Source organism: Pseudomonas sp. NMI542_15 (assembly GCF_021283425.1).
GTDB classification, from domain to species: Bacteria; Pseudomonadota; Gammaproteobacteria; order Pseudomonadales; family Pseudomonadaceae; genus Aquipseudomonas; species Aquipseudomonas fortuita.
In genome coordinates, this window is record NZ_JAJSRO010000003.1 from 331,524 (window position 1) to 358,234 (window position 26,711).

Below are 26,711 nucleotides of genomic sequence, written 5' to 3' on the forward strand. Positions count from 1 at the left end.
ATGAACGCTTTCAACTACCGCGACGGCCAGCTGTTCGCGGAAGGGGTGGCCCTGTCGGCCGTCGCCGAACGTTTCGGCACCCCCACCTACGTGTACTCGCGCGCCCACATCGAGGCCCAGTACCGTAACTACGCCGATGCCCTGCAAGGCACCGAGCACCTGGTGTGCTTCGCGGTCAAGGCCAACTCCAACCTTGGCGTGTTGAACGTACTGGCGCGCCTGGGCGCAGGTTTCGACATTGTCTCCGGTGGTGAGCTGGAGCGCGTGCTGGCCGCTGGCGGGCGCGCCGACCGCGTGGTGTTCTCTGGCGTCGGCAAAACCCGCGAAGACATGCGCCGCGCCCTGGAAGTGGGTGTGCACTGCTTCAACGTCGAATCCACCGACGAACTGGAGCGTCTGCAAGTCGTGGCAGCCGAGATGGGCAAGGTTGCCCCGGTGTCGCTGCGGGTCAACCCGGACGTTGACGCCGGTACCCACCCGTACATCTCCACCGGCCTTAAAGAAAACAAGTTCGGCATCGCCATTGCCGACGCCGAGGCCATCTACGTGCGTGCCGCGCAGTTGCCGAACCTGGAAGTGGTTGGCGTCGACTGCCACATCGGCTCCCAGTTGACCACCGTTGAGCCGTTCCTCGATGCCCTGGACCGCCTGCTGGACCTGGTCGACCGCCTTGCCGACTGCGGCATCCACCTGCGCCATCTGGACCTGGGTGGCGGCGTTGGCGTGCGCTACCGCGACGAAGAACCACCGCTGGTGGCCGACTACATCAAGGCTATTCGCGAACGCGTAGGCACGCGCGACCTGGCTTTGGTGTTCGAGCCGGGCCGCTACATCGTGGCCAACGCTGGCGTGCTGCTGACCCGCGTGGAATACCTCAAGCACACCGAACACAAAGACTTCGCCATCATCGATGCGGCGATGAACGACCTGATTCGCCCTGCGCTTTACCAGGCCTGGATGGGTGTAAGCCCGGTCGTGCCACGCGAGGGTCAAGGCCGTGCCTACGACCTGGTCGGCCCGATCTGCGAGACCGGCGACTTCCTCGGCAAGGACCGTGTGCTGAACCTGGCCGAAGGCGACCTGCTGGCCGTGCAGTCCGCGGGCGCCTATGGTTTTGTCATGAGCTCCAACTACAACACCCGTGGCCGTTGCGCTGAAATCCTGGTCGACGGCGACCAGGCGTTCGAAGTACGCCGCCGCGAAACCATCGCCGAACTGTACGCTGGCGAAAGCCTGCTGCCGGAGTAAGCCCATGCTGCTGCGTTTTACCAAGATGCATGGCCTGGGCAACGACTTCATGGTCCTCGACCTGGTCAGCCAGCACGCGCATATCCAGCCCAAGCACGCCAAGCAATGGGGTGACCGGCATACCGGCATCGGCTTCGACCAGTTGCTGATCGTCGAGGCCCCGAACAACCCGGAAGTGGACTTCCGCTACCGCATCTTCAACGCCGACGGCTCCGAAGTGGAGCAGTGCGGCAACGGTGCGCGCTGCTTCGCCCGCTTCGTGCTGGACAAGCGCCTGACCGCGAAAAAGCGCATCCGCGTGGAAACCAAAAGCGGCATCATCGTGCTGGACGTGCAGAACGACGGCCAGGTGAGTGTCGACATGGGCCCACCGCGCTTCATCCCTGCCGACATTCCCTTTGTCGCTGACGAGCAGGCGCTGAACTACCCACTGGAAGTCGACGGCCAGCTGCATTCGATTGCCGCCGTGTCCATGGGTAACCCGCATGCCGTGCTGCGCGTCGATGACGTGCATACTGCCCCCGTGCATGAGCTGGGCCCGAAGATCGAAAACCACCCACGCTTCCCGCAGCGGGTGAATGCCGGCTTCCTCCAGGTCATCGACCGCCACCGCGCCAACCTGCGCGTGTGGGAACGCGGCGCGGGCGAAACCCAGGCCTGCGGCACCGGTGCTTGTGCCGCCGCCGTGGCAGCCATCAGCCAAGGCTGGATGGATTCCCCGGTATCCCTCGACCTGCCCGGTGGGCGCCTGCACATCGAATGGGCCGGCCCCGGCAAGCCCGTGGTGATGACCGGCCCGGCCGTACGCGTCTACGAAGGACAGGTTCGTCTCTAAGCGAGTAACCGCCATGACCGATCAGCCCCAGGTTGTACCCCAGCAGTCCGCCGAGCTCGATGCCGAAGCGGTGGTCGCCTACCTGCGCGCCCATCCCACCTTCTTTGCCGAGCACGACGAGCTGCTGATCGAACAGCGCATACCGCATCAGCGTGGCGACAGCGTGTCGCTGGTGGAACGTCAGCTCAAGCTGCTGCGTGACCGTAACATCGAGATGCGCCATCGCCTGTCGCAATTGATGGATGTGGCTCGCGACAACGACCGGCTGTTCGACAAGACCCGGCGGCTGATCCTCGACCTGCTCGATGCCGGCACCCTGGAAGAAGTGGTAATGGCGGTCGAAGACAGCCTGCGCCAGGAGTTCCAGGTGCCGTTCGTCAGCCTCATCCTGTTCGGCGACAACGGCGCGCCGGTCGGGCGCTGGGTCAGCAACACCGAGGCGCAACAGGCCATCGGTGCTCTGCTGGGCGGTGGCAAGACGGTCAGTGGCAACCTGCGTGAGCATGAGCTGGCCTTTCTGTTCGGTGAGGAACAGCGTCGGGAGGTGGGCTCCAGTGCCGTGGCCACCCTCGAATACCAAGGGCTGCACGGGGTGCTGGCGATCGGCAGCCGCGACCCGCAACACTACAAGAGCAGCGTCGGCACCCTGTTCCTTGGCTACATCGCCGAAGTGCTCGGCCGCGTTGTACCGCGCGTTACCCAGACTCTGCGCTCGGTACGCTGATGGAACGCCAACTGGAGGCTTATTGCGCACACCTGCGCAACGAGCGCCAGGTGTCGGAGCACACCTTGCTGGGCTACCGTCGCGACCTGGATAAGGTCACCGCTTACTGCAAGGAACACGGTATTGCCGGGTGGCAAGCGCTGCAAATCCAGCAACTGCGCCAACTGATCGCCCGCCTGCACCACCACGGCCAGTCCTCCCGCAGCCTGGCACGGCTGCTGTCGGCGGTGCGCGGCCTGTACCGCTACCTCAACCGCGAAGGCCTGTGCCAGCACGACCCGGCCACTGGCCTGAGCGCGCCCAAGGGTGAGCGCCGGTTGCCCAAGGTGCTGGACACCGACCGCGCCCTGCAGCTGCTTGATGGCGGCGTCGATGACGATTTTATTGCCCGTCGTGACCAGGCGATCCTTGAACTGTTCTACTCGTCGGGCCTGCGCCTGTCCGAGCTGACCAACCTCGACCTCGATCACATCGACCTTGCCGCCGGGCTGGTGCAGGTGCTGGGCAAGGGTGGCAAAGCCCGCGTGCTGCCCGTTGGCCGCAAAGCCCGCGAGGCGCTGCACGCCTGGTACCGCCTGCGCGGCATCGGCAACCCGCGTGACCGCGCGGTGTTCATCACCCGCCAGGGCAACCGCATCACTCCACGGGCTGTGCAGCAACGTGTGCAGAAGGCGGGTGAGCGCGAGCTGGGCCAGCACCTGCACCCACACATGCTTCGCCATTCCTTCGCCAGCCATGTGCTGGAATCGTCCCAGGACCTGCGGGCGGTGCAGGAAATGCTCGGCCATGCCGACATCAGCACCACGCAGATCTACACCCACCTGGACTTCCAGCACCTGGCCGCGGTGTACGACAGCGCCCACCCTCGGGCCAAACGCAGCAAAGGCACAGACTCATGAGCATCAAGCTGATCACGTTCGACCTCGACGACACCCTGTGGGACACCGCGCCGGTCATCGCCAGCGCAGAAGTCGTGCTGCGCGACTGGCTCGAAGCCAACGCCCCGATCCTGGGCGGGGTGCCGGTGGAGCACCTGTTTGCCATTCGCGAGCGGCTGGTACAGGCCGACCCCGGCCTCAAGCACCGCATCAGCGCCCTGCGCCGACGGGTGCTGTTCCATGCCCTGGAAGAGGTCGGCTACAGCGAGAAGCAAGCGCAGGCGCTGGCCAACGAAGGCTTTGAAGTGTTCCTGCATGCTCGCCACCAAGTGGAGATCTTCCCCGAGGTGCAGCCGGTACTGGAGGTCCTGCGTCACCATTACATCCTGGGCGTGGTCACCAACGGCAACGCCGACGTGAGCCGGTTGGGGCTGGCGGACTACTTCCGCTTTGCCCTGTGCGCCGAGGACCTCGGCATTGGCAAGCCGGACCCGGCACCGTTCCTGGAAGCCCTGCGCCGCGGCGAGGCGGATGCCAGCGCCGCCGTTCACATCGGCGACCACCCCGGCGATGACATCGCAGGCGCCCAGCGAGCAGGGCTACGGGCCGTCTGGTTCAACCCTCAGGGCAAGGCCTGGACCGGTGAGCAGGCACCGGATGCCGAAATCCAGCGCCTGTCGCAGCTGCCCGACGTCCTTTCCCGCTGGGGCTGACAAGAGACCGCCTCGAAATTTGCGTTGGTGCGTATATCGAGCGCCGCCCGCGCGGCGCATCGCGGGCGGCGCTCGATCTCACTGGCAATGAAAATATACCGGCAAACGCCCACAAAAAAGCCCGCAGCGACGGCGGGCTTTTTTTGCGGTCAGCCACTCAGATGGGGCGGCTGCCGTACTTGTTGTCCGGCTTTTTGGGCGGGTCGGCGACCACGTTGGCCTCGACTTCCTGCACCTTGCCACCGCGCGAAAGGAATTCTTCCATCGCCTTGGCCAGTGCATCACGCTCTTTCTGCTTGGCTTCCATGCTCGGCAGTTCGTCTACCGAAACAGCCGCCTTGGACTTGCCCTTGGCAGCGGGTGCCGGGCTGCTGTCGTCATCGCCCGCATCTTCGGCGACATCGTCAGCTGCCGCTTCGAGGCCTTCATCAACCTCGTCTTCATCGCCTACTTCGAGGTCGTCGTTTTCCAGATCGTCGTCGCTCATGTTCTACCTCATGACTTGCGAAAGCAGGTTAGTTATAGACCAGTGCAGCCGTAGACCGGCAGCCACCAGTGAAAATTCAACTGGCCGTGGGTTAGGCCACTGCCCTTGGGTCGGCGCTCCTGATGGGAGGCGGCACCCAGCAGGCCCTGCTCCTGGCAGGACCTGACAAATCCATCTAGCCCCTGCTGGCCACACGCTATTGGCAAGCCTAGCAAAGGCTGGCGAAGTGTGTGGACTACACGTCAAACACCCTTCGGCGCGCATTCTAGCGCGCCCGTGGAAAAAGCAAAGCTCCATAAACGCCCTGCGACTTGTAAGTTTTTTACCTACGTCGCGAACGTGCCGGATAAACCGTTTGCCAAGCGCGAAATGCTGAAAATCTGGCAAAAAAATGCCCGGCAAGCCGGGCAAGTTTTTACCGCGTCGCAGTTACAGGTTGTAGCCGCGTTCGTTGTGCTGAGCCAGGTCGAGGCCGACCGACTCTTCTTCTTCGTTGACCCGCAGGCCCATTACCAGATCCAGCACCTTGAGGATCACGTAAGTGACGATGGCGGTGTAGACCACGGTGAAGATCACGCCTTTGGCCTGGATCCAGACCTGCATGCCAATGTCGGTGACGGTGCCGAAGCCGCCCAGCGCCGGCGCTGCGAACACACCGGTAAGGATTGCCCCGATGATGCCGCCGACACCATGTACACCGAAGGCATCCAGCGAATCGTCATAGCCGAGCCTGCGCTTGAGGGTGGTGGCGCAGAAGTAGCAGATCACACCCGAAGCCAGGCCGATCACCAAGGCGCCCATCGGCCCCACGGTGCCTGCAGCCGGGGTGATGGCAACCAGGCCGGCAACCACACCCGAAGCGATGCCCAGGGCGCTGGGTTTACCGTGACCAATCCACTCGGCGAACATCCAGCCCAGCGCAGCAGCAGCGGTGGCGATCTGGGTGACCAGCATGGCCATGCCAGCGGTGCCGTTGGCGGCGGCGGCGGAGCCTGCGTTGAAGCCGAACCAGCCGATCCACAGCATGGCCGCGCCCATCAGGGTGTAGCCCAGGTTGTGCGGGGCCATCGGGGTGGTCGGGTAGCCCTTGCGCTTACCCAGCACCAGGCAGCAGACCAGGCCTGCGATACCGGCGTTGATGTGCACCACGGTGCCGCCAGCGAAGTCCAGTACGCCCCAGTCCCACATCAGTGCACCGTCACCGCTCCACACCATGTGGGCGATCGGCGCATACACCAGGGTGAACCAGATGCCCATGAACACCAGCATCGCAGAGAACTTCATGCGCTCGGCGAAGGCACCCACGATCAGTGCCGGGGTGATGATGGCGAAGGTCATCTGGAAGGTGATGAATACCGCCTCAGGGAAGAGTGCAGTGGCCGACGTCAGGTTCTCGGGCGTGACGCCGCTGAGGAAGGCCTTGGAGAAGCCCCCGACGAAGGAGTTGAAGTTGAGCACGCCCTTTTCCATACCGGTGGTATCGAAGGCCATGCTGTAGCCGTAAACGACCCAGAGAATGCTCATCAGGCCGGTGATTGCAAAGCATTGCATCATCACCGACAGCACGTTCTTGGAACGCACCATGCCGCCATAGAACAGGGCCAGGCCCGGGATAGTCATGAACAGCACCAGCGCCGTTGCGGTCAACATCCAGGCGGTGTCGCCGGAGTTCAGCGCTGGGGCGGCTTCCTCGGCCAAGGCAAGCCCGGGCATTACGAGGGACAATAGGGCTCCTAGCCCTGCGATCTTACGCAGAGTCATGTTGTTTTCTCCTGGGGCGTTGGGTTTGGTGAGGCGTTGTTGCTGCTTAGATCGCGTCGGTATCGGTTTCGCCGGTACGGATGCGGATCGCCTGCTCCAGATTCACCACGAAAATCTTGCCGTCACCGATCTTGCCGGTGTTGGCTGCCTTGGTGATGGCTTCGATTACCCGATCAAGGTCCTTGTCATCGATGGCAACATCGATCTTCACCTTGGGCAGAAAATCGACCACATATTCAGCACCGCGATACAGCTCGGTGTGGCCCTTCTGCCGGCCGAAGCCTTTGACTTCAGTAACAGTGATGCCCTGCACGCCGATTTCCGACAGCGACTCGCGCACGTCGTCCAGCTTGAACGGCTTGATGATGGCTGTGACTAGCTTCATGAAACTCTCTCCCGATTTGGTGGACTTGCCCCAGGAAAACAAACCCGTCTCAAGTCTAAGCGCAGCGGTTGGCTTTGTAACGCGTCGTCGGCATCCGGCTCCGCGTGCGCACTGCTTGGTCACAAGGAACTGCATCAGTGCATGGCTCGTACAGGTCTTTGCAGAAACCTTGCCAGTTCCGGCAAATCACCGGAAAACAGCGAGTTATGCGAAAGGGTCGGGATTGGCCAGTCGCCAGCATGGGAAACATGCACAGTTTCGGTGCGCACCGGGAGGGCGCATTGCGCGAAAAACGTGCACCCAAACGTCCGATTTGTGCGTGCTACACTGCCGGCCATTCTCAGTTTCAGTGGACTGCCCCATGCTTGCGCCCAAAGCCCTTCTCGATGCCCTGAGCGACCAGGCCTCGCGCCTGTTCAGCAGCGATACCGCCCAGCCCCGTGCAGAACTGGAAAGCCAGTTCAAGGTGCTGATGCAAGGTGCCTTCAGCAAGCTGGACCTGGTCAGCCGTGACGAATTCGACAGCCAGATGGTTGTGCTGGCGCGCACCCGTGCTCGCCTGGAGGCTTTGGAAAAACAAGTAGCCGAGCTGGAAGCACGGCTGAACCCGACCCCACAGGATCAGTGAATGCAGCCCTCCAGCGCATACCCGGTACTGCTGTTTTCCTACGGCACGCTGCAGGACAAGGCCGTGCAACGGGCCAACTTCGGCCGTGAGCTGAGCGGCCAGGCCGACCGCATGCCGGGCTACCGACAGGACTGGGTCGAGATCACCGACCCGGCTGTGCTGGCGGCTAGCGGCAAGTCCCATCACCCCATCGTTTCCCCCAGCAGCCAGGCCGACGACAGCGTGGCCGGCACGGTCTTCCAGATCAGCGAAGAAGAGCTGGCGGCGGCGGACCGCTATGAAGTTGCCGACTACAAGCGCGTCGCCGTCACGCTCGCATCGGGCCTGACTGCCTGGGTTTATGTGCGCGCCTGAATCCCTCTGGCGCGGGTTGTTACACGGAGCGTTCCCCATGAAAGTCAGCGCACGCAATGTTTTTGAAGGCAAAGTCACCAACGTTCAGCCCGGCGCGGTCAATGCCGAAGTCGAGCTGACCCTGGGTGGCGGCGAAAAGCTGGTAGCGGTGGTCACCATGGCCAGCCTGCATAACCTCAGCATCAACGTCGGCAAAGACGCCGTGGCGCTGGTCAAGGCGCCGTGGGTGGTACTGCTGACCGACGCCGCCGGCTACAAGCTATCGGCCCGTAACGCACTGGAAGGCGAAGTGGTGCGGGTGGGTGATGGTGCAGTGAATGCCGAAGTGGTGCTGAAGCTGGCCGGCGGCACCGAGGTGTTTGCCATCGTGACCCGCGAAGCTGTGCAGGAGCTGGGCCTGGCACCGGGTGTGAAGGCCACTGCGCTGATCAAGGCCTCGCACATCATCCTCGGCGCCAAGCCCTGAGGGTATCAGGCCGACGCCCGTAGCCGGCCCGGCTCGGATACTGCCTGTTTCGGCGGCAACTCGCTGGCGTGCAAGGTGCCGCGAAACAGGGTCGCACCACACTGGGTAACCAGGGTCTTCACCCGGTTGTGCGAGTTGAGGATCTCGGCCTGGATGTTTTCGATGGCTGAATCCCCAGGCTGCAAGGCAGCCGCACGGTTGGCCCATTCGATGGCAGCAAAACGGCTCTGCTTGCGAGTGCCGCGCCCCTGCATCCAGGCCAGCCCCAGTTCGGCGCTGGCCCGTCCGGCAACCCACGGGTCCGGGTGCTCGACCAGGCTCGACAGGTAGGCGACGGCCTCGGCCCGTTCCTGGACTTCGCCAAACTGGCGCAACAGGATACCCAGGTGCAAGCGCGCACGCGCATTGGTGTGCGGATTACCCAGCGCATCGACCAGCAGGCGCCTGACAGCCAGCATGGCACTTCGCTCACTCAGGTCCTCATCACCCTCCATACGCAGGCAGGCGAGGTTGTACTTGGCCTGCCTGCTGCCCGCCTCTACCGCACGCTGCAGCCAATACTCAGCCGTCTCGTCGTCCAGATAGTGCGCCGGGGTGTTGCCCAGGCCGCCGCTGTGCAGCTCGTACAGGCCAAGGGCAGCACCCGGCAAGCTCAGCTCCGCAAAGCGCTCGTACAGGTAACAAGCCACCTCGTGCCGGTTGGCAGCCCACAGCAGCCGCGCCACAGCGAGCACATCGAAGCCTGGCGCATGGCCCGCGCGCTGGCGGGTCACCGCCACCTGTGACCAGAGCCTTGCCTGCTCGGCCGAACGCGGCAGCCCCCACAGGCCGAAGCGATGCCCGGCAGCGCGCATTGCACAAGCGCCAGCATGCGAGCGGCCTTCACACAGGCGCTCGATGGCGGTGCGCAACAGCTGATGCTCATCTGCCATGCCATCACACAGTATCAGCCCGACAAAACAGCGAAATGGCTCGCCCATCGCAGGGGTGGCGCCATGACTGGCGTTGCATGCCAAGCTCGCGGCGAAATCACGCATACCGCCTGCATGGTCTTGCAAGGCACTGCTGCGCAGCGCGCCTCGCCAGGCCAGCACGACGGCGCTTTCCCTGGGCCTTAGCGGGCGTTGCAGCCAGCTATCGAACAGTTGCTGCCAATCCGCGACGGCCTGCAACTGCTCGGCATGTGGCAGCTTCAGCCGTTCTTCGACGGCCATCCAGCGCAACGCATTGCGCAGCGCTTCGTCCCACCCCTCGCACAACGGCCCATTGGCCAACAGGTCCAGCGCATCAAAACTGGCACCCCAACGGGGCAACAGGTAAACGGCCAGCGCCTGGATCGCTTCGAAACAACCAGGGCGGGCCACCAGCGCATGGCGCAACCAGTAATAGCGTGGTGCTTCGTTTTCGTGATCGGCCCGCCTGCTCAGGCACGCCGGTAATGCTTGGGGCAGCTCGGCCAAGGGCAACAGCCCGTACTTCACGAGCAAGGGGGCTGCGGCTTCCTGCGCTTCCACATCGGCATGGGCACTGGGCCTGTACCGCGCAGGCTGCCCCTGAAACAGTTCGATCAACCAGCCAGGTTCGCGCAGTTGCGCACTGACACGCAGCATGCCAATGGCCGCTGCCACGGGTTGTGCAGAGCGGTCCATTGCACGCAACAGGTGCGCGGTCGCGGTTTCACAAATTTGCTCGACGGCCAGCAAGCGGGCAGCGTTGCGTTGGCCACCATCCTGCACCTGGCAGGCCCGGTGGAAACAGTGCATGCCCATTACCACTTGCGGGTGGTAAGCCTTGGGGCAGGCATCAATCCAGGCTTTGAGCACTTGGCTCAGGGCCCTGTCACCCTGGTTTTCCAGGTCCACCAGCATGTGCCCTTCGATGGCCGCCAGGTAGGCCGGGAACTCGCCGGGCGCGGCTTGGCGCCATTGCGCCTCAAGGCTGTCGAAACACCGGGTGAGTTCAATGAATGAATTGGCCTGCACCAGTTCGCGAATCACCTGGCGCGTTTGGGCGAGCGTTTGCACGGCGCAATACCTCAAGTCCATTTGAAAGAAGACGCGGTGCCATCCCATGGCAACGGCATTTGCCCAACAACACTAAGCCATACCACCCACCTGCGCAAAGATTATTGGATCCATTTTTTGCCGATTTTTAAGAAAACACAGGGAAAAAACCTGCTCTGCAAAACCACGACGCACACTTGTTGCGCCTGTCGTGGCCACCATCGCTATCCTTGACCCAGCCGCAGGAAGCGGCCCTTTTCAGCGACAACGGAGCGTCCATGTCACTAGCCCTCGTCCACAGCCGCGCCCAGGTAGGTGTGCAGGCACCCGCGGTCAGCGTCGAAACCCACCTGGCCAACGGCCTGCCCCATCTCACTCTGGTCGGCCTGCCAGAAACCACGGTCAAGGAAAGCAAGGACCGGGTACGCAGCGCCATCGTCAACTCCGGGCTTAGCTACCCGCAGCGGCGCATTACCCAGAACCTCGCCCCCGCCGACCTGCCCAAGGATGGCGGGCGCTACGACTTGGCCATTGCCCTGGGTATCCTCGCCGCAGATGGCCAGGTGCCGACTGCCACCCTGGCCGATATGGAATGCCTGGGCGAACTGGCGCTTTCGGGGAAATTGCGCCCTGTCCAGGGCGTGCTACCTGCGGCCCTGGCGGCACGCGAAGCAGGCCGGGCGCTGGTGGTGCCACGGGAAAATGCCGAGGAAGCCAGCCTGGCAGGCGGGCTGGTGGTGTATGCGGTGGGCCACCTGCTGGAGTTGGTCGCCCACCTGAACGGCCAGGTGCCATTGCCGCCGTACGCGGCCAATGGCTTGATCCTGAATCAACGTCCCTACCCTGACCTGAGCGAGGTGCAGGGCCAACTGGCGGCCAAGCGCGCGTTGATGCTGGCGGCGGCTGGGGCGCACAACCTGCTGTTCACCGGGCCACCCGGCACCGGCAAGACCTTGCTCGCCAGCCGCCTGCCGGGGCTGCTGCCACCGCTGGACGAGCACGAGGCGCTCGAGGTGGCTGCCATTCAGTCGGTCAGCGGGCATACACCGCTGAGCAGTTGGCCGCAGCGACCGTTTCGCCATCCCCACCACTCCGCATCCGGCCCGGCACTGGTTGGAGGCTGTAAAACACATCGTAAAATGAGAAAATACGGCTAGCTTCTAGAGATCAATGAGAATGAAGAAAGCTCTGCCCACTTTGCCGGTCCGCAGCATCGGCGTTAGCGGCCGTAGCGTCACAGGCATCGTACCGCTAATGGGACGGTTCGAATCGACCCTTGAGCGCGATCTGATGGAGCTTGTCCGCTTTGATCGCCGCGTCACCAGCTTCCTGCCTCAGCCCGTAAAGATCGAATTTAAAGGCGACGCCGGTGAAGACCGGTCGTACACCCCCGACGGCCTCATCACCTTCCAGGAATCGGCCTCATCACCGCAGCCAATCCTCTATGAGGTTAAATACCGAGCAAATTTTCGCGAGCAGTGGCGAAGCCTGCTGCCCAAGTTTCGTGCGGCAAAATCGTACTGCGCTGAGCGCGGGTGGCGTTTTGAGGTCTACACGGAGCGGGAAATCCGCACGCCGTATTTGGATAACGTCAAATTTCTGTGGCCGTTTCGAAGCCGAGAGCCTGGCCCCCTCCAGCGCGCCCAAGTCGTGGGTGTATTTGAGAGTTACAGCTTGATCAGTGTGAGCAACCTCCTTGGAATGCTTGCCCCTGATCCCAAACAGCGCGGTGAGCTGATCCCCGTCTTGTGGCACCTGATCGCCAATGGGGTCGTTTGTTGTGACCTGAATATCCCATTAAGCATGACGAGCGTGCTATCGATCGGGGAGGTAGTGAAATGAAAACCATCAGACCAGGTCAGTTGGTCTACTGGAGAGATTCGGCTTCGATAGTTGTTGAACTGAAAGGTCTGATTGAGGCTGTAATCCGAAGAATTGAGGACTCCTCGATCGAGGTGGTGCGCTGTGTGGACCTCAAGTCCAGTCCAGAAGTCGGCCCGACGAGGGACTCGTCCCATTTAACCCAAGATCGAGCGGCTTGGGATGAGACTCTTGAGCGTTTTGCAATCATCAAACCGCTATTGCAGGGTCGTCGGAGTGTGGAAGATGTCAAGAATGCTGCGAAGCGTTCAGGTAAGAGTGTTCCCACCATCTATAGATGGCTGAAGCGCTATGAAAAAACAAATCTTGTATCTTCTCTATCCAAGTCCCCTCGCTTCGACAAAGGTCAAGGGCGCTTACCCAAAGAAGTCCAAGACGTAATAGATGAGCAAATAGAGGCATACTATCTAAAAAAAGAACGGCGAAATGTTACTCAGCTGCACACACGTATTCGGGAAATTTGTAAATCTCGCGGCTTGCCCGAGCCGCATCTAAATACTATTTATGGGCGAGTTAGTAATATTGAGGACAGTGTCAAGGTCAGGAGGCGTCATGGGTCAAAAGCCTACCGTGATAACATACTGCCCACCTTAGGTGAGTTCCCTGGCGGCGACTATCCCAACGCGGTTGTACAAATTGACCATACGCCGGTAGATGTCATCATCGTTGATGAGAAACACCGCTTACCCATAGGTAGACCATATCTTACCATTGCTATTGATGTTGCTACAAAGATGGTTACTGGATTTTGCCTGACACTGGATCCGCCCAGCGCGCTTTCGGCCGGTCTGTGTATCGCACATGCGGTGCAAGAGAAATCTAATTGGCTAGCTAAGAGGGATATTCTTGCTGAATGGCCGATTCATGGGAAAATGGCAAAAATCCATGTCGATAATGCTAAAGAATTCCGTGGCACTATGTTGCAAAGAGCCTGTGCGCTGCATGACATTGTCTTAGAGTACAGGCCTAGGCATCAGCCGAACTATGGCCCGCATGTAGAGCGTGCTTTTCGGACCTTTATGACTGAATGTCATACGTTGGAAGGGACGACCTTCTCAAACGTCAAAGCTAAGGCCGATTACAATTCGGAACAAAAAGCGTGCTTAACCTTAGATGAGTTGGAACTTTGGTTCACAACTTTCTTTGTTTACTCCTACCATAATGCTAAGCATTCAGGTAACGGTGGCATTCCTCCTATCAAGAAATTCGCTCAGCTTGTGTATGGCTCGGATACACAGCTTGGGGTTGGGCTACCAGCTAGGGTCGAGGATGAGGAGACGTTTCGCCTAGATTTTACGCCATACCTCGAAAGAACCATACAGCAGACTGGCGCGCTGGTTAACTACATCCATTATTATTCGCCGGTTTTGCGTAAATGGATCAAGGCGATAGATCAGAATACAAACAAATCCAAGAAATTCATCTTTGCATACGATCCGAGAGATATAAGTGTTGTTTACTTCTTGGACCCAGACACAAAAACCTACGTTCCGATCCCATACCTGAATAGTGCTCGGCCAGCGATCAGCTATTGGGAGCTCAAGGCCGCGCTGAAGCGTATAAAGAATGACCCTAATAACGAGCCAGATGAGGAAAAGATTTTTCACGGAGTTACGCTGATGCGGAAAATTGAGGAAAATGCTATTGAAAGTACACGGTTAGCTAAGGCTCAACGGACCAGAGAAAAGAGGAGTCTGCGGAATGCTCAAAGGCGCAGGCAGTCTTTGGGTGTGCATCAGATATCTAAGGCTGATTCCCGTGTCGAAGTTCCGGAGGACTTAGATCCGTTCGACGAAGTGATCACGCCGTTTGACGATATAGAGTTGGGGTGATCCATGACCAGCTATCAATATCTACATCCTGAAGCCCTCAAAGTCGTTGAGCAGGATGCGGAGGCGCGAAGCCTATGGATTGCCAACCGACGATGGATCGGGTATCCACAAGCTAATGCCATCCTCAAAAAGCTCGACCGGTTGCTCGTCCATCCGCGGCAAACACGCATGCCTAACATGCTCATCGTAGGTAACACTAATAATGGTAAATCAAACTTGGTTGATAAGTTCGTTGGACGCAATTTGCCCGACGAAAATCCGAGTGGTGAGCACATCGTGTGTCCAGTGCTTAAAATAGAAACTCCTCCAAGCCCGACGGAGGCAAGTATCTATTCGGAAATACTTGGGAAACTTTTTGAGAAGGATCCTGCATCATCTACCAATGCTAAGCGCATGCGCGTTATAAAGGTTTTGAGGGAGATTCAACTAAAGGTTCTCGTTATTGATGATCTTCACAATATGCTCGCGGGTACATCCGTAAGGCAGCAACAATCTCTGAACATGTTGAAGTACCTGGGTAACGAACTTCAAATTTCCATAGTAGGTTGCGGTACTGGCGATCTGCTCCGTGCAGTCAGCATCGATCCGCAGATCCAGAACCGGTTTCCTCCCGAGTTTCTACCGAAGTGGGAAATGAATAAGGAATTCCTACAGCTCTTGATGTCCTTTGAACGATTGCTGCCATTGCGGCAGAGGTCGGCGTTACATGAGCGGCCGTTGGCAGCCAAGGCTTTGGCCATGTGTGAAGGTTACATAGGGGAGCTGTCGCTGTTGCTCAACGCCGCGGCAGAGTACGCAATTGAGTCTGGTGAGGAAAGGATCACAGCTGAGGTAATGAACGAGTGTGGGTATCTCTCACCCAGTGATAGGACGCAAATGGCATCGAGGATCTAGCATATGCTCCCAATCCATCCACAGCCGTTGTCGGATGAGCTTCTGACCTCTTGGATGGTGCGGCTGGCTTTTGCTAATGGTTTTGCCTTGCACACCTTTTACTCCAATCTGCTGGGGTACAGGGCGCCTATCTGGAATCGCGATTCTGATCGCCATCCTCCGTCAGCTCTGCTCGACTGCTTATCCACCGCGACGGGGCGGCCGGTCGAGGAGCTAAGAGGCCTGACATTGGGCTGCTATGAGGGATTCATTTTTGAACACTTTGTCGTTAGTGGAGATGTCCCATTTCTGCTCCCCACCGGTCTTTATCACCGCACCCGTCGCAGGGCGGGCATACAGTTCTGTCCCATCTGCCTGAAGCTCGATCCGGCACCCTATTATCGTCGCCACTGGCGTTTAGCACTCTCTACTGTGTGCACAGCGCACGATTGCTTTCTGGAGCAGATTTGCCCCTCCTGTGGGTCGCCGGTAGTCTTCCACCAGCACGGAATAGGTCGCTCAAAACTAATCGCCGGAAGTGCGTTGAGCATCTGTAGCAAATGCGATTTCAGATTAGGCGATACCCAGCCCAGGTTCATGGACTGCGCAAACAATGCGGTCAGTCGGATGCTCCTCACCATCACCCGTGCGGTTCAGCTTGGAGACTGGAACGGCTTCTTCCAAGGGCTGCCGCTGAGTCTGTCATTTTTTACAGGCCTGCGAGTACTTTTAGGCCTGATATGCGGAAGACACGGCCGACGATTACGCGCCGTGTTGAGCGGGATAGTCGGGATAGAAGTCGCCCCGGTGGCCCATCTAGATTTTGAGTATCAGTCACTGGAGGCGCGATACGCTTTGCTACGAGCTGCAGCGGCCCTTTTGGTCGATTGGCCAGCGCTCTTCTATGATGCTTGCAGCCAGGCGAAGCTCACTCGCTCACGCCTTACGGACTCATTCTCGACAATGCCGTACTGGTTGCGCATTCAGGTCGACCAATATCTTGATACCCGGTCGTACCTACCCCACGCTGAGGAGGTCGAATCTGCAGCTTGCTATCTGCAAGGTGCTGGGATGGCCGTCTCCGGCTCATCTCTCGGTGCTTTGCTAGGCTTGAAGAGGGATGTCGCCCGCAGGGCATTTGTGCAGTGGAAAGAATGTCAGCCAGAAGCACCAGGCGCTTGTCTGGGACTACGGCCCCCATGTCATGCTCCCCGCGACGGTTAAATGCCAAGACCCGAAGGATGGGACCTTATCATCGATATCCCTGACGAAATGCTCCAGGCAATCGGTGTTGTTGTAGGCGACGAGCTCAGTATTGAAGTGGTCGACGGCGTGATTCTGTTGAGACCGCTCAGTAGTGCCACTCCAGGGCCAGGAGTGTAACGCGAGGCAATAGCTTCACTAGGCCCCGTACAGCCAGTCGTCCTATTACCTGGATATTTCGGCTGGGAGATCTCGCGCGTAGCCTTCGATCAACTCGATCAGTTCAACATGCTTGGGGAACTCTGTTTTCAGCCAGCCGCTTGGTACAAAGTGATGATCCAGGTGCACCGCAGTGCTCTGTCCATCGCCGCAGGCACACAGCATCACATTCATCTCGGTTTCATCTCCAGCCATCGCTGCGGGGACGAACACGATTCCCATTTCACTCACCCCAAATGAGCGTCTCCATTCGGGATAGCGCTTTCCATCGGGGTTGGATACTGCATACCACTGAATACTGTTCATTGGTGTCTCTCAAAGGGAATTAATGTCGGGTGTGGTAGATCTTCGCCGTCGATTGCCGCCAACACCCGCTCCAGCACTGTGGTCGGGGCATCCGGCGCACTGAGGATGACATACCACTCAGAGAGTCGTTTTGTGTCGGCTTTCCGACGGCGGTCTGTGCCGCCGTCTCTGCCTCTCCATCATCGAATGCGCTATTCACGGATTGCTTGGCGATTAGATGGCGTGCATTGCAGTCACAGGAGAAAGGGTGATCGCCGTTGTGGAACCGGTCTTAGGCTTCCCAGCCACAAAGCCGGGGGGCGAGGTTTGCCGCATTGGGGACAATAAACAGGTTGGCCGTCGATGAGGTAGTGCATGGCTGAGTTCCTTTCGCCTGTCCGATGTGAAGTCGCTGTCATGCCTCGCCGTTCACTGGCTAGGCGCGGCATTGTCGTGAACGCCGTATGCCGCTGTCCACCAAAGGTACAAATGTTCAAAGCTCCAGTACGTGAGGCTTCACGGGACAGAGCGGGATCGGACGCTCAAAATGGTCAGGATCTATGCGAATCACTAAAGCATAAAAGCGTAACGGTTTTTGCCTAATGCGCTACACTCTCGCGCAATTCCGAAACAGTTTACCCCGTGAGCGAATCATCCCGTGGAATACCTCTCTGAAATCTTGAAGATCCTAGATGGGGCCCTCAAGGCGAATGCCAGCATGGCTTCGAACTATGCCGGCCTTCTGGCCGACAAGCTTGAAAGCGATGGCGACAGACGCCAGGCGCGCATGATTAGAGAGCGACTGGCACGCGCACCCACTGCGCTTGCAACCGCCCAGGATGCCGCCAATGGTTTCAGCTTCTCCAACTTGCCCACCGATGGTGAAAGTCATTTGCACACGGTGGATGTGAGTAGCCCCGCGCTGGATAAGGAGTCGCTGCTGCTTTCGAGCGCGGTGGCGAGCCGAGTGGGTGAGTTTCTGGCCAATATTCGCCGGTTTGACGATTTGGCGCGTGTGGGAGCTGCCACGGCCTGCCGCCTTCTGACTTATGGCCCACCTGGCACCGGAAAAACCAAGCTTGCGCGTTATGTCGCTGCGCACTTGGAGCTGCCTTTGCTGACCGTGCGTTGTGACACCTTGGTGAGCAGCCTCCTTGGCCAGACCAGCCGAAATCTTCGGCGGGTGTTCGAATATTCGCAGCAGCAGCCATGCGTTCTCTTCCTGGATGAATTCGATGCGTTGGCCGGTGCCCGCGGTAACGAGAGGGATGTCGGTGAGCTGCAGCGTGTGGTGATCTCGTTGTTGCAGAACATCGATGCGGTCCCGGAGAGCACCATCATCGTGGCGGCTACCAACCATGACCAGCTACTCGATCCTGCTATCTGGCGTCGCTTCAGCTTCCGCATTCCCATGGCTGAGCCGGATGGGTATCTGCGCAAATTGCTTTGGAAGCAATACTTGGAGCCGTTCAGTTCGGAAACTCTGGATCTGGACAACCTAGCCAAGGTCTCGAAGGGGATAACCGGGGCTAATATTGAGCAGGTATGCCTCGACACCAAACGAGCGGTCGTTCTTTCGAATCAGTCAGCCATTGACGAGGACGATCTTCTTCGCCGCCTGGGTTTGAATCTTGCGCTAGGTGCTGGCCGAGTGCTATCTACTGTCGAGTCAGAAATTCGGTGGCTTAATGGATGGGCGCCCAGGTACTTCTCTCTGAGGACACTTGGAAGACTGTACGACCTGTCGACTAGGCAAATAAGAAAGATCCTCAAGGAGGAGATCGGCAGTGGCTCGCAAGAATGTACCCGCTCGGGAGTCGTTGAATGCGAGGGTTGAAAACCCTTTCATACACATTCCGTTTCAGGCAAAAGACCTCTCTTCGATTGAGCGGACTGGTGGAGGCGGCGGCAAAGAGCTCGTAGTCGTCGATGACGCATACCGCGCCGCTCTTTCGAAAGCTCTAATTCAAGCCTCCAGTGCACTTTCTCACGAGCAGACGCTTCATCCCCAAGCACTCTCGCACTTGGTTCTCAAGCTCCGAGATACCGGCATCGCCAAAAGCCACCGGCCTGTTCAGCTTGCCCAAGAGGCCGAGCTGGAACCGGCTGGTCATGCCAGGATCGATGAGATGCTGGTCGGTGCTTCTGCCAGCAGCTTGACCCAGTTCAATCGAGTCATTCTCAAGCGGAATACCCAGGCAATCCGCTGCAATCTAAGCGCGATTGAATCGATTGAACCCTGGGATCGTAAGCGTCGAAACCCTCAGGGTAGCCAGCAGCTGCTGGAACATGGACGAGCTGTTATGAGGCTATTTCAGTATCAGCACGATAGCTTGAACGAGCTCAACTTCGAGTCCGTGCTGAGTACGTTAAAGTCGCTTTCTCTGCCATTTATCGAGATTGCCCAAGGCCGCGGACTACCTATCATTGGCATCCAGGATTTGGACGGTGTCGGCGACAGCGGGCTCGATGTGCTTCTGGACTTGCCGGGAATTCGTACGATTTATGCCGAGCCGGTTTTCCATCCGCGGAACACGGTAGTTGTCCCTCAAAGCGGTACGAGTGCTACTCAAGCTTCCGCTCAGGAAATAGCGTTGCCGACTGTAGCGGTGTTCGACACAGGTGTAAGCAAAGACAGATCGCCAATCGCGGCGTATGTGAAGTCACACGACACCTACGTCCTTCCGCCAGACACTAATTATGAGCATGGCACCGCAGTGGCATCGTTGGTCGCTGCGGGGTCTTTCTACAACGATAAGCACGCATGGATTCCGTCAACGCCGGCTTTCATTCATGACGTCTGCGCCCTTGAGGCAACTGGGTCACACATGAGCGACCTGGAGCTTCGACTGCAGGAGGCCGTACGTCGACGGCCTGATGTGAAGATCTGGAACCTGTCCGTTGGTGGGGATCCATGCGACGAGAGTAACTTTAGTGACCTATCGATGACGCTCGATGAGCTGAGCGACAAGTATCAGGTTCTCTTCGTCGTGGCAGCGGGAAATTACAACGACCTTCCCCGTCGTAATTGGCCGACTCCATCAGCGCTCAAGGACAGGATCTCCACACCCGGTGAGTCCGTGCGCTCGCTGACCGTCGCTTCGGTAGTGCATATCGATGCAATCGACGGCCTCACCGCAGCCGGGCATCCGGCCCCGTATTCACGCTGTGGTCCTGGCCCTGTTTTCACGCCTAAGCCTGACCTGGCTCATGTTGGCGGTGGTGTCCACGCCCCTTGGGCCGCTGGTACATCGAGTCTCAAAGTCCTGGCTCCGCAGGGACACTTGTACTCCTCGTTCGGCACGAGTTATGCCGCGCCGTTAGCCTCATGTATGGCTGCCCATGCTTGGCAGGCTCTGGCGGGGCGTCCCAATCCCAGCCCCTCACCATCGCTGGTCAAGGCGCTCATGATCCATTCGGCACAACTGGCGTCACCGGATTATGACTCCTACCAGCGTCGGTACTTTGGTGCTGGCCGCCCCGATGACGTGTTGAGGGCCCTCTACGATTCGGACGACTGCTTCACCCTCGTTTTCCAAGCGAATTTAGTTCCTGGAAATATGCGCTGGAGAAAATCGCCTTATCCTATGCCAGATGTCCTGATCGAGGATGGAAAATTCCGCGGCGAAATTATCATGACTGCCGTTTACGCGCCGCCCCTGGACCCTAACGCAGGTAGCGAGTATGTACGAGCAAACGTTGAGTTGAGCTTCGGCACGATCGAAGGCGACAACATCACCGGCAAAGTGCCGATGGAGAGCGAGGAAGGCCAAAGCGGCTACGAAAGCGCACAAATCTCAAGCGGCAGCAAGTGGTCTCCGGTGAAGGTTCATCGTAAGGCCTTCCCGCGAGGGGTAGCTGGTAATGTCTGGGGGCTGCAGGCGTCTGCGCTTTTGCGTGCCTATGAACCTGCGCTCACGGAAGCCTTGCCGGTGCACATCATCGTCACTGTAAGGTCGCTCGATGGCGATCTGCGCGTACGGGCTGCAGGCATGCGCGCGCTCGCGCAGAGGAACTGGGTCAATACGCCACTGCCTCTGCGCGTGCCCATTAACGTTGTTAATCGCTGAGGATGAGGTCCCTTCATCTTTACCGAGTAACCGTAGCCCACGTTGTGAGGGCCTGTTTGAGGGGGCGGTTTTTTTCTCACCCGCCCAGCGAATAGCATAGGATCCAGTCCCAGGTTTTGGCTGGCAGGTCCGAACGTTTAGGAGAGCTGTAGGCGATGCGCAAGCATGATGATGAAAGCAAAAAAGTCTGCGCATCGTGCGTGACAGAGGACTATCTGCAGCAGCTGATCGAGTCGAAAGCGAATGGCGGTTGCAGCTACTGTGAGGAAGCAGACGTTGCCTGCGTTGCCTTAGAGGAGTTGGCAGATCTTGTCGAGGAGGCGTTCGAAGCACACTTTGAGCGCACGCCATCAGAGCCGAGCGATTTTGAGTCGGCCCTAATGAGAGACAAGGAGATGGGGTACGACTGGTACCGAGACGGCGAACCTGTCCTAGATGTCATCACCGGCATCACCTGCTGTGAGCCCGAGGTAGGTGAAGACCTGTTAGCGGTCCTGAACGAACGACACGCATCATATGACCCTGGTGATCCTTGTGAAGGGGAAAATGAGTTCGACCCGGAATCATGCTACGAGAGAACCAACGCCAAAAGCGTTCACTGGCATGTGCAATGGCGTCGGCTAGAAATGGCGCTGAAATACGAGAGCAGACTCTGTAATCAAGAAGTACTGAAGCTCTTTGACAGCGTATTCGCGGGGCTGGATCAGGCGAGGACCCATCACGGCACCGTTCCGATCGTTGATGCTGGGCCCGGAACAGAGCTCCTAGGGGTTTACCGAGCCAGAGAATTCCAAAGTCAAAATGATCTGAAGAAGGCGCTACAGGATCCGGTAAAAGAGCTTGGTCCACCTGACGGATCTATCGCTCGCGCCAATCGGATGAACGCGTCCGGTATTTCGGTTTTCTATGGGGCCAAAGATGCCAGTTCTGCTCTGGCGGAGGTTCGGCCTGCGGTTGGAAGCAAGGTCGTAGTGGCCAACTTCCTATTTACCCGGCCATTGAAGCTGCTTGATCTGCGCAGCCTGGAAACGGTCACCTGCAGCGGAAGCCTTTTTGATCCGGCATACACGCGAGAGGTAGAGCGGGTTGGTTTTCTGCGGACCCTGACCAAGCTGCTGATTTTGCCAGTCATGCCCAATGAGCAGGAGCGTGAGTACTTGATGACCCAAGCGATCGCGGACTATCTGGCATCGCTCAAGCAACCTTCACTAGACGGCATCATTTTCCCTTCGGTTCAAGATGGCGTGGGCGAAAACGTTGTGCTCTTTCACAAGGCATCCTTGGTGGAAAAGCTCCAATACCCACAGGGCACCCGTGTCACTGCAGGCCTCATGGACTTCGATCCAGAGACGGAGGACAGCTATCCGTCCTACTCCATTCACATCAGCCAGCCGGAGGAACCGTCCAAGCAAAAGCGTGGGCAGCCCATCACCCCCTTTGAGCCTAATTGGCTGCTCAAGACGGAAAGGAAAAATACCCTGCAGCTAGTGATCGATTCGATCGTAGTGCATACCGTCAAAGCTGTGTGTGTAGAAACCAGTCCCGATCGGGTCTTCGTCAGTCACGGTACTCACCGAGAGAGATCGGAACTCGATTCGCCTCCTGGAGATTTTTAGTCGTAGCGGCGTGCGCCATCGTTTCGCTGGGATGTACGAAGAGCAGCACAAATTCACGGCAGTTATTGCTTAGATAATTTTTGGCGGAAGGGATTTCTCGAAGGTGAACAACGAACCTTATGGTTCGTTACCCCTCCCAGAGCTCATTCAGATCTATCCAGTCGGTCTACAGCAATTAAAAAGGTCCTGCGTGAGGACCTTAATCGACCAACATTAAGGGTTGAGCCACATCCTGTCCGGCGCGCATATGATTCGAGCATCCAAATATGCCATGTCCATGGTTAGAATTGTTCTCACCATATATTTGTTTCTAGCTAAATCTTTCTCGGCCACCAAAGCTACATCTGCTTCATTATCGTCAGTGATGCTAAGCGGAAGCAGCAGTTGGATGCGTTCGTTGTACCAGTGCGGAACTGCAAGCTTGTAATTGCGTTTCAGTCGCTCTTTGAGTTGCCTAATGGCCCCCTCTACAGCGTTTCGAGCTAGAGCTGAGTTTCCTTTTAGTACATCTGGCAGGCGATCTATGTTGTCTGTAAGGATGTGTTTGAAGTCAATCTCTAGTTCCAGCCTATGGTCAAAAACCAATTCGCTAGGGTCATCAATATATGTGGCAATGTCCGGGAGAGGTTCGAAGTCCCTGACCTTGTCAGAATACGCATCAAAATACCCGAATAATGTCCAGTCTGGTTGATTTCGCTCGGTCGCATTCGGGTTTTTGTAAAAGGTAGCGAATAGATCTTTGCCTTCAGGGGTCTGCAAGCCTGTATTTATGCACGCTTTAGTTTCGTCAGCAGAAAGTTTGATTTTAGACTGTTGTTGAAGGCGTAAAAACGTATAGTTGAGATAGCTCGCGATGATCGGGAACTCTACCCCTGGTCGTTTGAATTCAGGCTTATCGAAGTTCCACTGTTCTTTTTTTGCTTTCTCAGAAAGCTTCTGAAAAGGGGACTCCCAAGTTTCACCGATGTCACCTTTCCAGGCGAAATGAGCAAAAATTGTTTTTGGGTCTTGGTCTTTGTAGCGGCGAAATAGGCTTTCGTACATAACAGTCCCTGTTTTATTGAGGACGACTCCATAGCTGGCGTCGATATCATCTAGCCATGCTATCAGTAAATAATTGTATTTAAGCAATATCTCAGGTGGATTTTTATAATGTTTGGCTATAAAAAATCCGTTTATATAGCTGGTGGTTTGTTGGCGAAAGTTGGCTGCAAGTTTATATTTAGGGTTTTTATAATTTCGCCGAGTGTTGATTGTGTTTGTCTATGAGGATTTTGTAAATTTGCACTGCTACGGTGTCTTGGGATGTCCCTGCGGTCACTTTCATTTTCAGGTATGAATAATTTGCGGTTGGAAAAATCGCGGCCAAGCAAATGGGCGAATGTCCTCGTCGCATCATACGATTGATGTTTAGTATTTTTAGCATTTTGAATGGATGTCGAGCAGCTCTGATACCTTCAGCAGTAGATAATAAAAAATCTGTGGTTGATATCTCGTTTTTAGTTGCGCGATTTTTTGGTGCGGTTCTACTGGGGCCGCTAAAAGATAAAAAATCTTCGAATTGCCCTGTCATTATTGCTTTGCCATATCTGAGTGTGGGGAATAGGAAATACCTAATAAGCTCTGAGCAAGGTATTCGAACTGTGAAATGTGGTCCTCTGTAAAACATGTGGGTGATTTGTTTTGTAAACGCTAAGTGCGGATCTCTGGCATTGGAAAGCTTTCTGACAAGTTCCTTCTCAGTGTAGTGTTTTTTACAGGTGCGAAGCTTTGCCTTTACCGGATCCACAGGTCGTGCCTGAAGATACCTTGTAGTTGTGGACTTTAATTGCTCTCCATTTTTCCACCGAGAGCCTGGTTTCACATGTTTTATCGCCATTAACGGCAGATTTAACACGCTGACGCATCGTTTGGATCGGGCAGGGGGATCTTCGTCACTGAAGCAGAAGAACTGCAGAGAAAGGGCCGACGGGTCTCCATCATTGAAGCTCACATCTCTGATTCCAAGGATCTCCCAGGTGCGAGTGTCATCCGATAGCTGGGGGATAAAATACACAGTGCTACCAAAGCGTCATTATCAGATAAAGATGGAAATTATCATGCTTTGCTGGGTATTTGCATTTATCGATGGGTGTAAAACACATCGTTAAATGAGAAATTCTATGAGCATGTGATAAATTCTATTTTTAAATGAGAATTTACGTAGGTTGAGCTGTGTTCGTTGAAGCGCTGGCGGAGGATTCCGCCGTATGGGAAATTCTCGGTGTACGTGAGGTGAGCTTCATTGACAATGATCCCGCATCGATAAGGCTCGAGTTCTTTTGCTTCAGTGGAAACAACAGCGGGGGCTCGGCAAAGCGGATGGTGAAAAGTTTCTCTTTGCCATTCATTGCCTTGATGAAAGTAAGACCTGGATCTCTGTGGCAAAATGGCCAAAAAATAAGCATAAATCCTCGACTTCGCCAGACTCGCTACATTTTCCCTAAGAAATCAAAACTAGTAATTTGCCGAAAGCACCTTACGACCGAGCAAATTAAAGCCAAAGTTTCCCGCTCAAAAAAACCACACAGGTCGTTCATGGCCTTCACCAATTATGTTTTGTGTAGAGGATCACATTTCACCGTACGCATTCCATGCGCAGAATTAATAAGGCACTTTTTGTGCCCAACCCAAGGTTTCGCAAAAAAGATGATCAGTGGACAGTTTGATACTTATACTGATCCCGCTCACCCCACTCTTCCTGTAGTAGGCCTCACCTCTCGCGTGTCTGAGGCTGTAGCGCTTCTGCTGTCCACTCATGAAGGCCGTCGAGCCGCACGTTTTCCGCATAAAATGCTGAAACTCTGCAGGATTGCCGCTGCGATGAATCGAGACCACTCTCCGCTACCAAAGGCTGGCCGCACCCTTGCATTACCAAACGGGGGAGGGTTGGGGTTGAAAACGCCAGTAGCGTGAAGATTCTCAAGTCGAGTGATCACACTTAATACAACGTCCTTGCTGTGGTACTTAATGACATCCTCAAACTCATGGCCAGAGACCACTCTCCGCTACGCCTTCGCGGTGGCGGACATGTTGCCATTGTATTGGCGAAGAGTATTTTGGATCACATCCCATTCGATCGCCTGCAGTGTCGAGGGAGCGGACTGGGAAATGCATGGCCGGAGTACTTGTTGCAAATCAGGGGAAAAATGATCGATCTCGATGCACGGACTGTCTGCGCCTAGAATTGCGGCCACTTTCAACGCCTGTTGCAACTGCCGGACGTTGCCTGGCCAGCGATATCCGGCGACCGCACGCATAGCCTCGCTTGATAGTTGTTTGGGCTCGTTTGGCGAGAGCTGCTGCAACAACTTCTTAATAAGTTCGGGAATATCCTGACGCTCGCGAAGCGGTGCGATCACCACTCGCATGCCATTAATTCGGTAGTACAAATCCTCACGAAAACCTTGCTCGTGGATCAATCGGTCCAACTCACGTAATGATGCACTTACCAGCCGGAAGTCCACAGAAATGCTTCGATTAATGAGATCTAATCAGGTCGGCCATACGTTTCTGTAGATTCGATAATGCCAACAGTGCCGCACGTGAGAGTTGGCGATGAGGAGCTACACAAATGGAAAGAACTGGATGACTGACGTGGATACCGTCAAGAGGAACGAAGGCAATGGTTTGCGCTTCTACTTCGCTTGCGACATCCAACCAGGACAGAATCCCCACCCCCACGCCGGCGCGAATTAACGAACGCATCATACGCAAATCGTTGCACGCTACTCGCTGCCGAACATCAAGCCTCAAATGATCGTGAAGCGCATGCACGTGCTTTTGTACAACCAAGGGAGCAGCAGGGAAGATCACTGTCACATCCTGAGTATCGCTCAGACGTAGGCTTTTCCTTCCCGCCAGTGGATGGGAAGTGGGCATGGCAACACCCATCTTGATCACCGCACTCGCGGTCACCGACAGCTCAGCCCCCGCAACAGCATCCAGAACGAAGCCGAAGTCCACCTCAGCAGAGGCAATCATTTTTGCGACATTCTGGCTGTCAGCAACCTTCATACCAAATGTGAGGCCCGGGTACTGCTGCATGAGAGACGAGATGGCTTCAGCCACCATTCCCTCACTAAGCGCGTCGATCAATCCAATATCGATATGACCGCGGCGCAACCCTTGCATCTCGTCGATCTGCTCACGAGTTCGAGCATATTCTTTCTGCCACTGACGGGCATTCGCCAATACTAATTCGCCCGCGG

The 26,711-nt window shown here is 57.0% G+C and carries 26 protein-coding genes and 1 pseudogene; 18 read left to right on the forward strand and 9 right to left on the reverse strand.

Translation table 11 applies throughout. The features are described 5' to 3' along the window. Genes lysA through LU684_RS07520 form a run of 5 tightly spaced genes read left to right on the forward strand, consistent with a single transcriptional unit; the run spans position 1 to position 4,398 of the window. On the forward strand, positions 1-1,248 hold the full coding sequence (lysA, locus tag LU684_RS07500) for a diaminopimelate decarboxylase (protein ID WP_232894387.1): 1,248 nt from the start codon (positions 1-3) through the stop codon (positions 1,246-1,248). Positions 1,249-1,252: 4 nt separating this feature from the next. After that, the gene (dapF, locus tag LU684_RS07505) at positions 1,253-2,083 is read left to right on the forward strand and encodes a diaminopimelate epimerase (protein WP_016489770.1); all 831 of its coding nucleotides are present in this window, start codon (positions 1,253-1,255) and stop codon (positions 2,081-2,083) included. Between the two features lie 13 nt (positions 2,084-2,096). After that, on the forward strand, positions 2,097-2,807 hold the full coding sequence (locus LU684_RS07510; protein ID WP_060519688.1) for a DUF484 family protein: 711 nt from the start codon (positions 2,097-2,099) through the stop codon (positions 2,805-2,807). Continuing rightward, positions 2,807-3,706 (forward strand): tyrosine recombinase XerC, encoded by a 900-nt coding sequence (gene xerC / locus LU684_RS07515; protein WP_016489772.1) that lies wholly within the window; start codon positions 2,807-2,809, stop codon positions 3,704-3,706. Before LU684_RS07510 ends, xerC begins: the two co-directional genes overlap by 1 nt. Continuing rightward, on the forward strand, positions 3,703-4,398 hold the full coding sequence (locus tag LU684_RS07520; protein ID WP_016489773.1) for an HAD family hydrolase: 696 nt from the start codon (positions 3,703-3,705) through the stop codon (positions 4,396-4,398). The genes xerC and LU684_RS07520 overlap by 4 nt, the downstream gene beginning before the upstream one ends. Positions 4,399-4,555: 157 nt before the next feature. Here LU684_RS07520 and sutA read toward each other — a convergent pair whose 3' ends face one another. From sutA to glnK, 3 genes are all read right to left on the reverse strand, one after another. Then, positions 4,556-4,885, reverse strand: coding sequence for a transcriptional regulator SutA (gene sutA, locus LU684_RS07525; RefSeq protein WP_016489774.1), 330 nt, complete (start codon positions 4,883-4,885; stop codon positions 4,556-4,558). Positions 4,886-5,314: 429 nt separating this feature from the next. Then, positions 5,315-6,646 (reverse strand): ammonium transporter, encoded by a 1,332-nt coding sequence (locus LU684_RS07530; RefSeq protein ID WP_016489775.1) that lies wholly within the window; start codon positions 6,644-6,646, stop codon positions 5,315-5,317. A 46-nt stretch (positions 6,647-6,692) separates the two neighbouring features. Continuing rightward, positions 6,693-7,031: a P-II family nitrogen regulator gene (glnK, locus tag LU684_RS07535; RefSeq protein WP_002555808.1), complete on the reverse strand. Its 339-nt coding sequence runs from the start codon at positions 7,029-7,031 to the stop codon at positions 6,693-6,695. 361 nt (positions 7,032-7,392) lie between these two features. On the opposite strand from glnK, the gene LU684_RS07540 reads away from it, so the two are divergent. The 3 genes from LU684_RS07540 to LU684_RS07550 are packed head-to-tail and all read left to right on the forward strand — an operon-like array spanning position 7,393 to position 8,479. Continuing rightward, positions 7,393-7,659 carry an accessory factor UbiK family protein gene (locus LU684_RS07540; protein ID WP_024717668.1) on the forward strand — a complete coding sequence of 89 codons (267 nt, stop codon included), beginning with the start codon at positions 7,393-7,395 and terminating at the stop codon, positions 7,657-7,659. After that, positions 7,660-8,013: a gamma-glutamylcyclotransferase family protein gene (locus tag LU684_RS07545; RefSeq protein WP_016489776.1), complete on the forward strand. Its 354-nt coding sequence runs from the start codon at positions 7,660-7,662 to the stop codon at positions 8,011-8,013. Positions 8,014-8,050: 37 nt separating this feature from the next. Further along, positions 8,051-8,479 carry a TOBE domain-containing protein gene (locus tag LU684_RS07550; protein WP_016489777.1) on the forward strand — a complete coding sequence of 143 codons (429 nt, stop codon included), beginning with the start codon at positions 8,051-8,053 and terminating at the stop codon, positions 8,477-8,479. 5 nt (positions 8,480-8,484) lie between these two features. Here LU684_RS07550 and LU684_RS07555 read toward each other — a convergent pair whose 3' ends face one another. Beyond that, a complete protein-coding gene (locus tag LU684_RS07555; RefSeq protein ID WP_232894389.1) occupies positions 8,485-10,503 on the reverse strand; it encodes a DUF4034 domain-containing protein in 2,019 nt (672 codons plus the stop codon). A 257-nt stretch (positions 10,504-10,760) separates the two neighbouring features. Here LU684_RS07555 and LU684_RS07560 point away from each other — a divergent pair. From LU684_RS07560 to LU684_RS07580, 6 genes and pseudogenes are all read left to right on the forward strand, one after another. Continuing rightward, positions 10,761-11,603: pseudogene (locus tag LU684_RS07560) on the forward strand (YifB family Mg chelatase-like AAA ATPase); the annotation flags it as partial. Between the two features lie 55 nt (positions 11,604-11,658). Next, entirely contained in the window at positions 11,659-12,324 is a 666-nt protein-coding gene (locus tag LU684_RS07565) for a heteromeric transposase endonuclease subunit TnsA (RefSeq protein ID WP_232894391.1), read from the forward strand. Continuing rightward, positions 12,321-14,195: a Mu transposase C-terminal domain-containing protein gene (locus LU684_RS07570; RefSeq protein WP_232894399.1), complete on the forward strand. Its 1,875-nt coding sequence runs from the start codon at positions 12,321-12,323 to the stop codon at positions 14,193-14,195. Before LU684_RS07565 ends, LU684_RS07570 begins: the two co-directional genes overlap by 4 nt. 3 nt (positions 14,196-14,198) lie before the next feature. Then, positions 14,199-15,089, forward strand: a complete 891-nt coding sequence (locus LU684_RS07575) for a TniB family NTP-binding protein (RefSeq protein ID WP_232894406.1) — start codon at positions 14,199-14,201, stop codon at positions 15,087-15,089. Between the two features lie 3 nt (positions 15,090-15,092). Continuing rightward, positions 15,093-16,292 (forward strand): TniQ family protein, encoded by a 1,200-nt coding sequence (locus LU684_RS30690; RefSeq protein ID WP_425288072.1) that lies wholly within the window; start codon positions 15,093-15,095, stop codon positions 16,290-16,292. A 48-nt stretch (positions 16,293-16,340) separates the two neighbouring features. After that, complete coding sequence (locus LU684_RS07580; protein WP_232894459.1) at positions 16,341-16,451, forward strand: hypothetical protein; 111 nt, start codon at positions 16,341-16,343, stop codon at positions 16,449-16,451. A gap of 45 nt (positions 16,452-16,496) precedes the next feature. Here LU684_RS07580 and LU684_RS07585 read toward each other — a convergent pair whose 3' ends face one another. Further along, entirely contained in the window at positions 16,497-16,796 is a 300-nt protein-coding gene (locus tag LU684_RS07585) for a hypothetical protein (RefSeq protein WP_232894407.1), read from the reverse strand. Between the two features lie 637 nt (positions 16,797-17,433). Here LU684_RS07585 and iteA point away from each other — a divergent pair. The 3 genes from iteA (at position 17,434) to LU684_RS07600 (ending at position 22,461) form a co-directional block, all read left to right on the forward strand. Next, a complete protein-coding gene (gene iteA / locus LU684_RS07590) occupies positions 17,434-18,612 on the forward strand; it encodes an anti-phage ATPase IteA (protein ID WP_232894409.1) in 1,179 nt (392 codons plus the stop codon). Next, on the forward strand, positions 18,563-20,845 hold the full coding sequence (gene iteS, locus LU684_RS07595) for a S8 family anti-phage peptidase IteS (protein WP_232894410.1): 2,283 nt from the start codon (positions 18,563-18,565) through the stop codon (positions 20,843-20,845). The genes iteA and iteS overlap by 50 nt, the downstream gene beginning before the upstream one ends. A gap of 155 nt (positions 20,846-21,000) precedes the next feature. Then, positions 21,001-22,461 (forward strand): RES domain-containing protein, encoded by a 1,461-nt coding sequence (locus LU684_RS07600; RefSeq protein WP_232894416.1) that lies wholly within the window; start codon positions 21,001-21,003, stop codon positions 22,459-22,461. A 213-nt stretch (positions 22,462-22,674) separates the two neighbouring features. On the opposite strand, the gene LU684_RS07605 is transcribed toward LU684_RS07600, so the two are convergent. Together LU684_RS07605 and LU684_RS07610 are read right to left on the reverse strand one after the other, a co-directional pair. Beyond that, positions 22,675-23,505: a DUF3825 domain-containing protein gene (locus LU684_RS07605; protein WP_232894417.1), complete on the reverse strand. Its 831-nt coding sequence runs from the start codon at positions 23,503-23,505 to the stop codon at positions 22,675-22,677. Positions 23,506-23,692: 187 nt separating this feature from the next. Next, positions 23,693-24,454, reverse strand: coding sequence for a hypothetical protein (locus LU684_RS07610; RefSeq protein ID WP_232894419.1), 762 nt, complete (start codon positions 24,452-24,454; stop codon positions 23,693-23,695). Between the two features lie 221 nt (positions 24,455-24,675). Here LU684_RS07610 and LU684_RS07615 point away from each other — a divergent pair, with 221 nt between their 5' ends. Continuing rightward, complete coding sequence (locus tag LU684_RS07615) at positions 24,676-25,416, forward strand: hypothetical protein (RefSeq protein WP_232894421.1); 741 nt, start codon at positions 24,676-24,678, stop codon at positions 25,414-25,416. 92 nt (positions 25,417-25,508) lie between these two features. Here LU684_RS07615 and LU684_RS07620 read toward each other — a convergent pair whose 3' ends face one another. Both LU684_RS07620 and LU684_RS07625 read right to left on the reverse strand, forming a co-directional pair. Further along, the gene (locus LU684_RS07620) at positions 25,509-25,985 is read right to left on the reverse strand and encodes a sigma 54-interacting transcriptional regulator (protein WP_132476520.1); all 477 of its coding nucleotides are present in this window, start codon (positions 25,983-25,985) and stop codon (positions 25,509-25,511) included. Next, positions 25,981-26,694 carry a LysR substrate-binding domain-containing protein gene (locus tag LU684_RS07625; RefSeq protein WP_232107120.1) on the reverse strand — a complete coding sequence of 238 codons (714 nt, stop codon included), beginning with the start codon at positions 26,692-26,694 and terminating at the stop codon, positions 25,981-25,983. The genes LU684_RS07620 and LU684_RS07625 overlap by 5 nt, the downstream gene beginning before the upstream one ends. Positions 26,695-26,711: the final 17 nt, after the last annotated feature.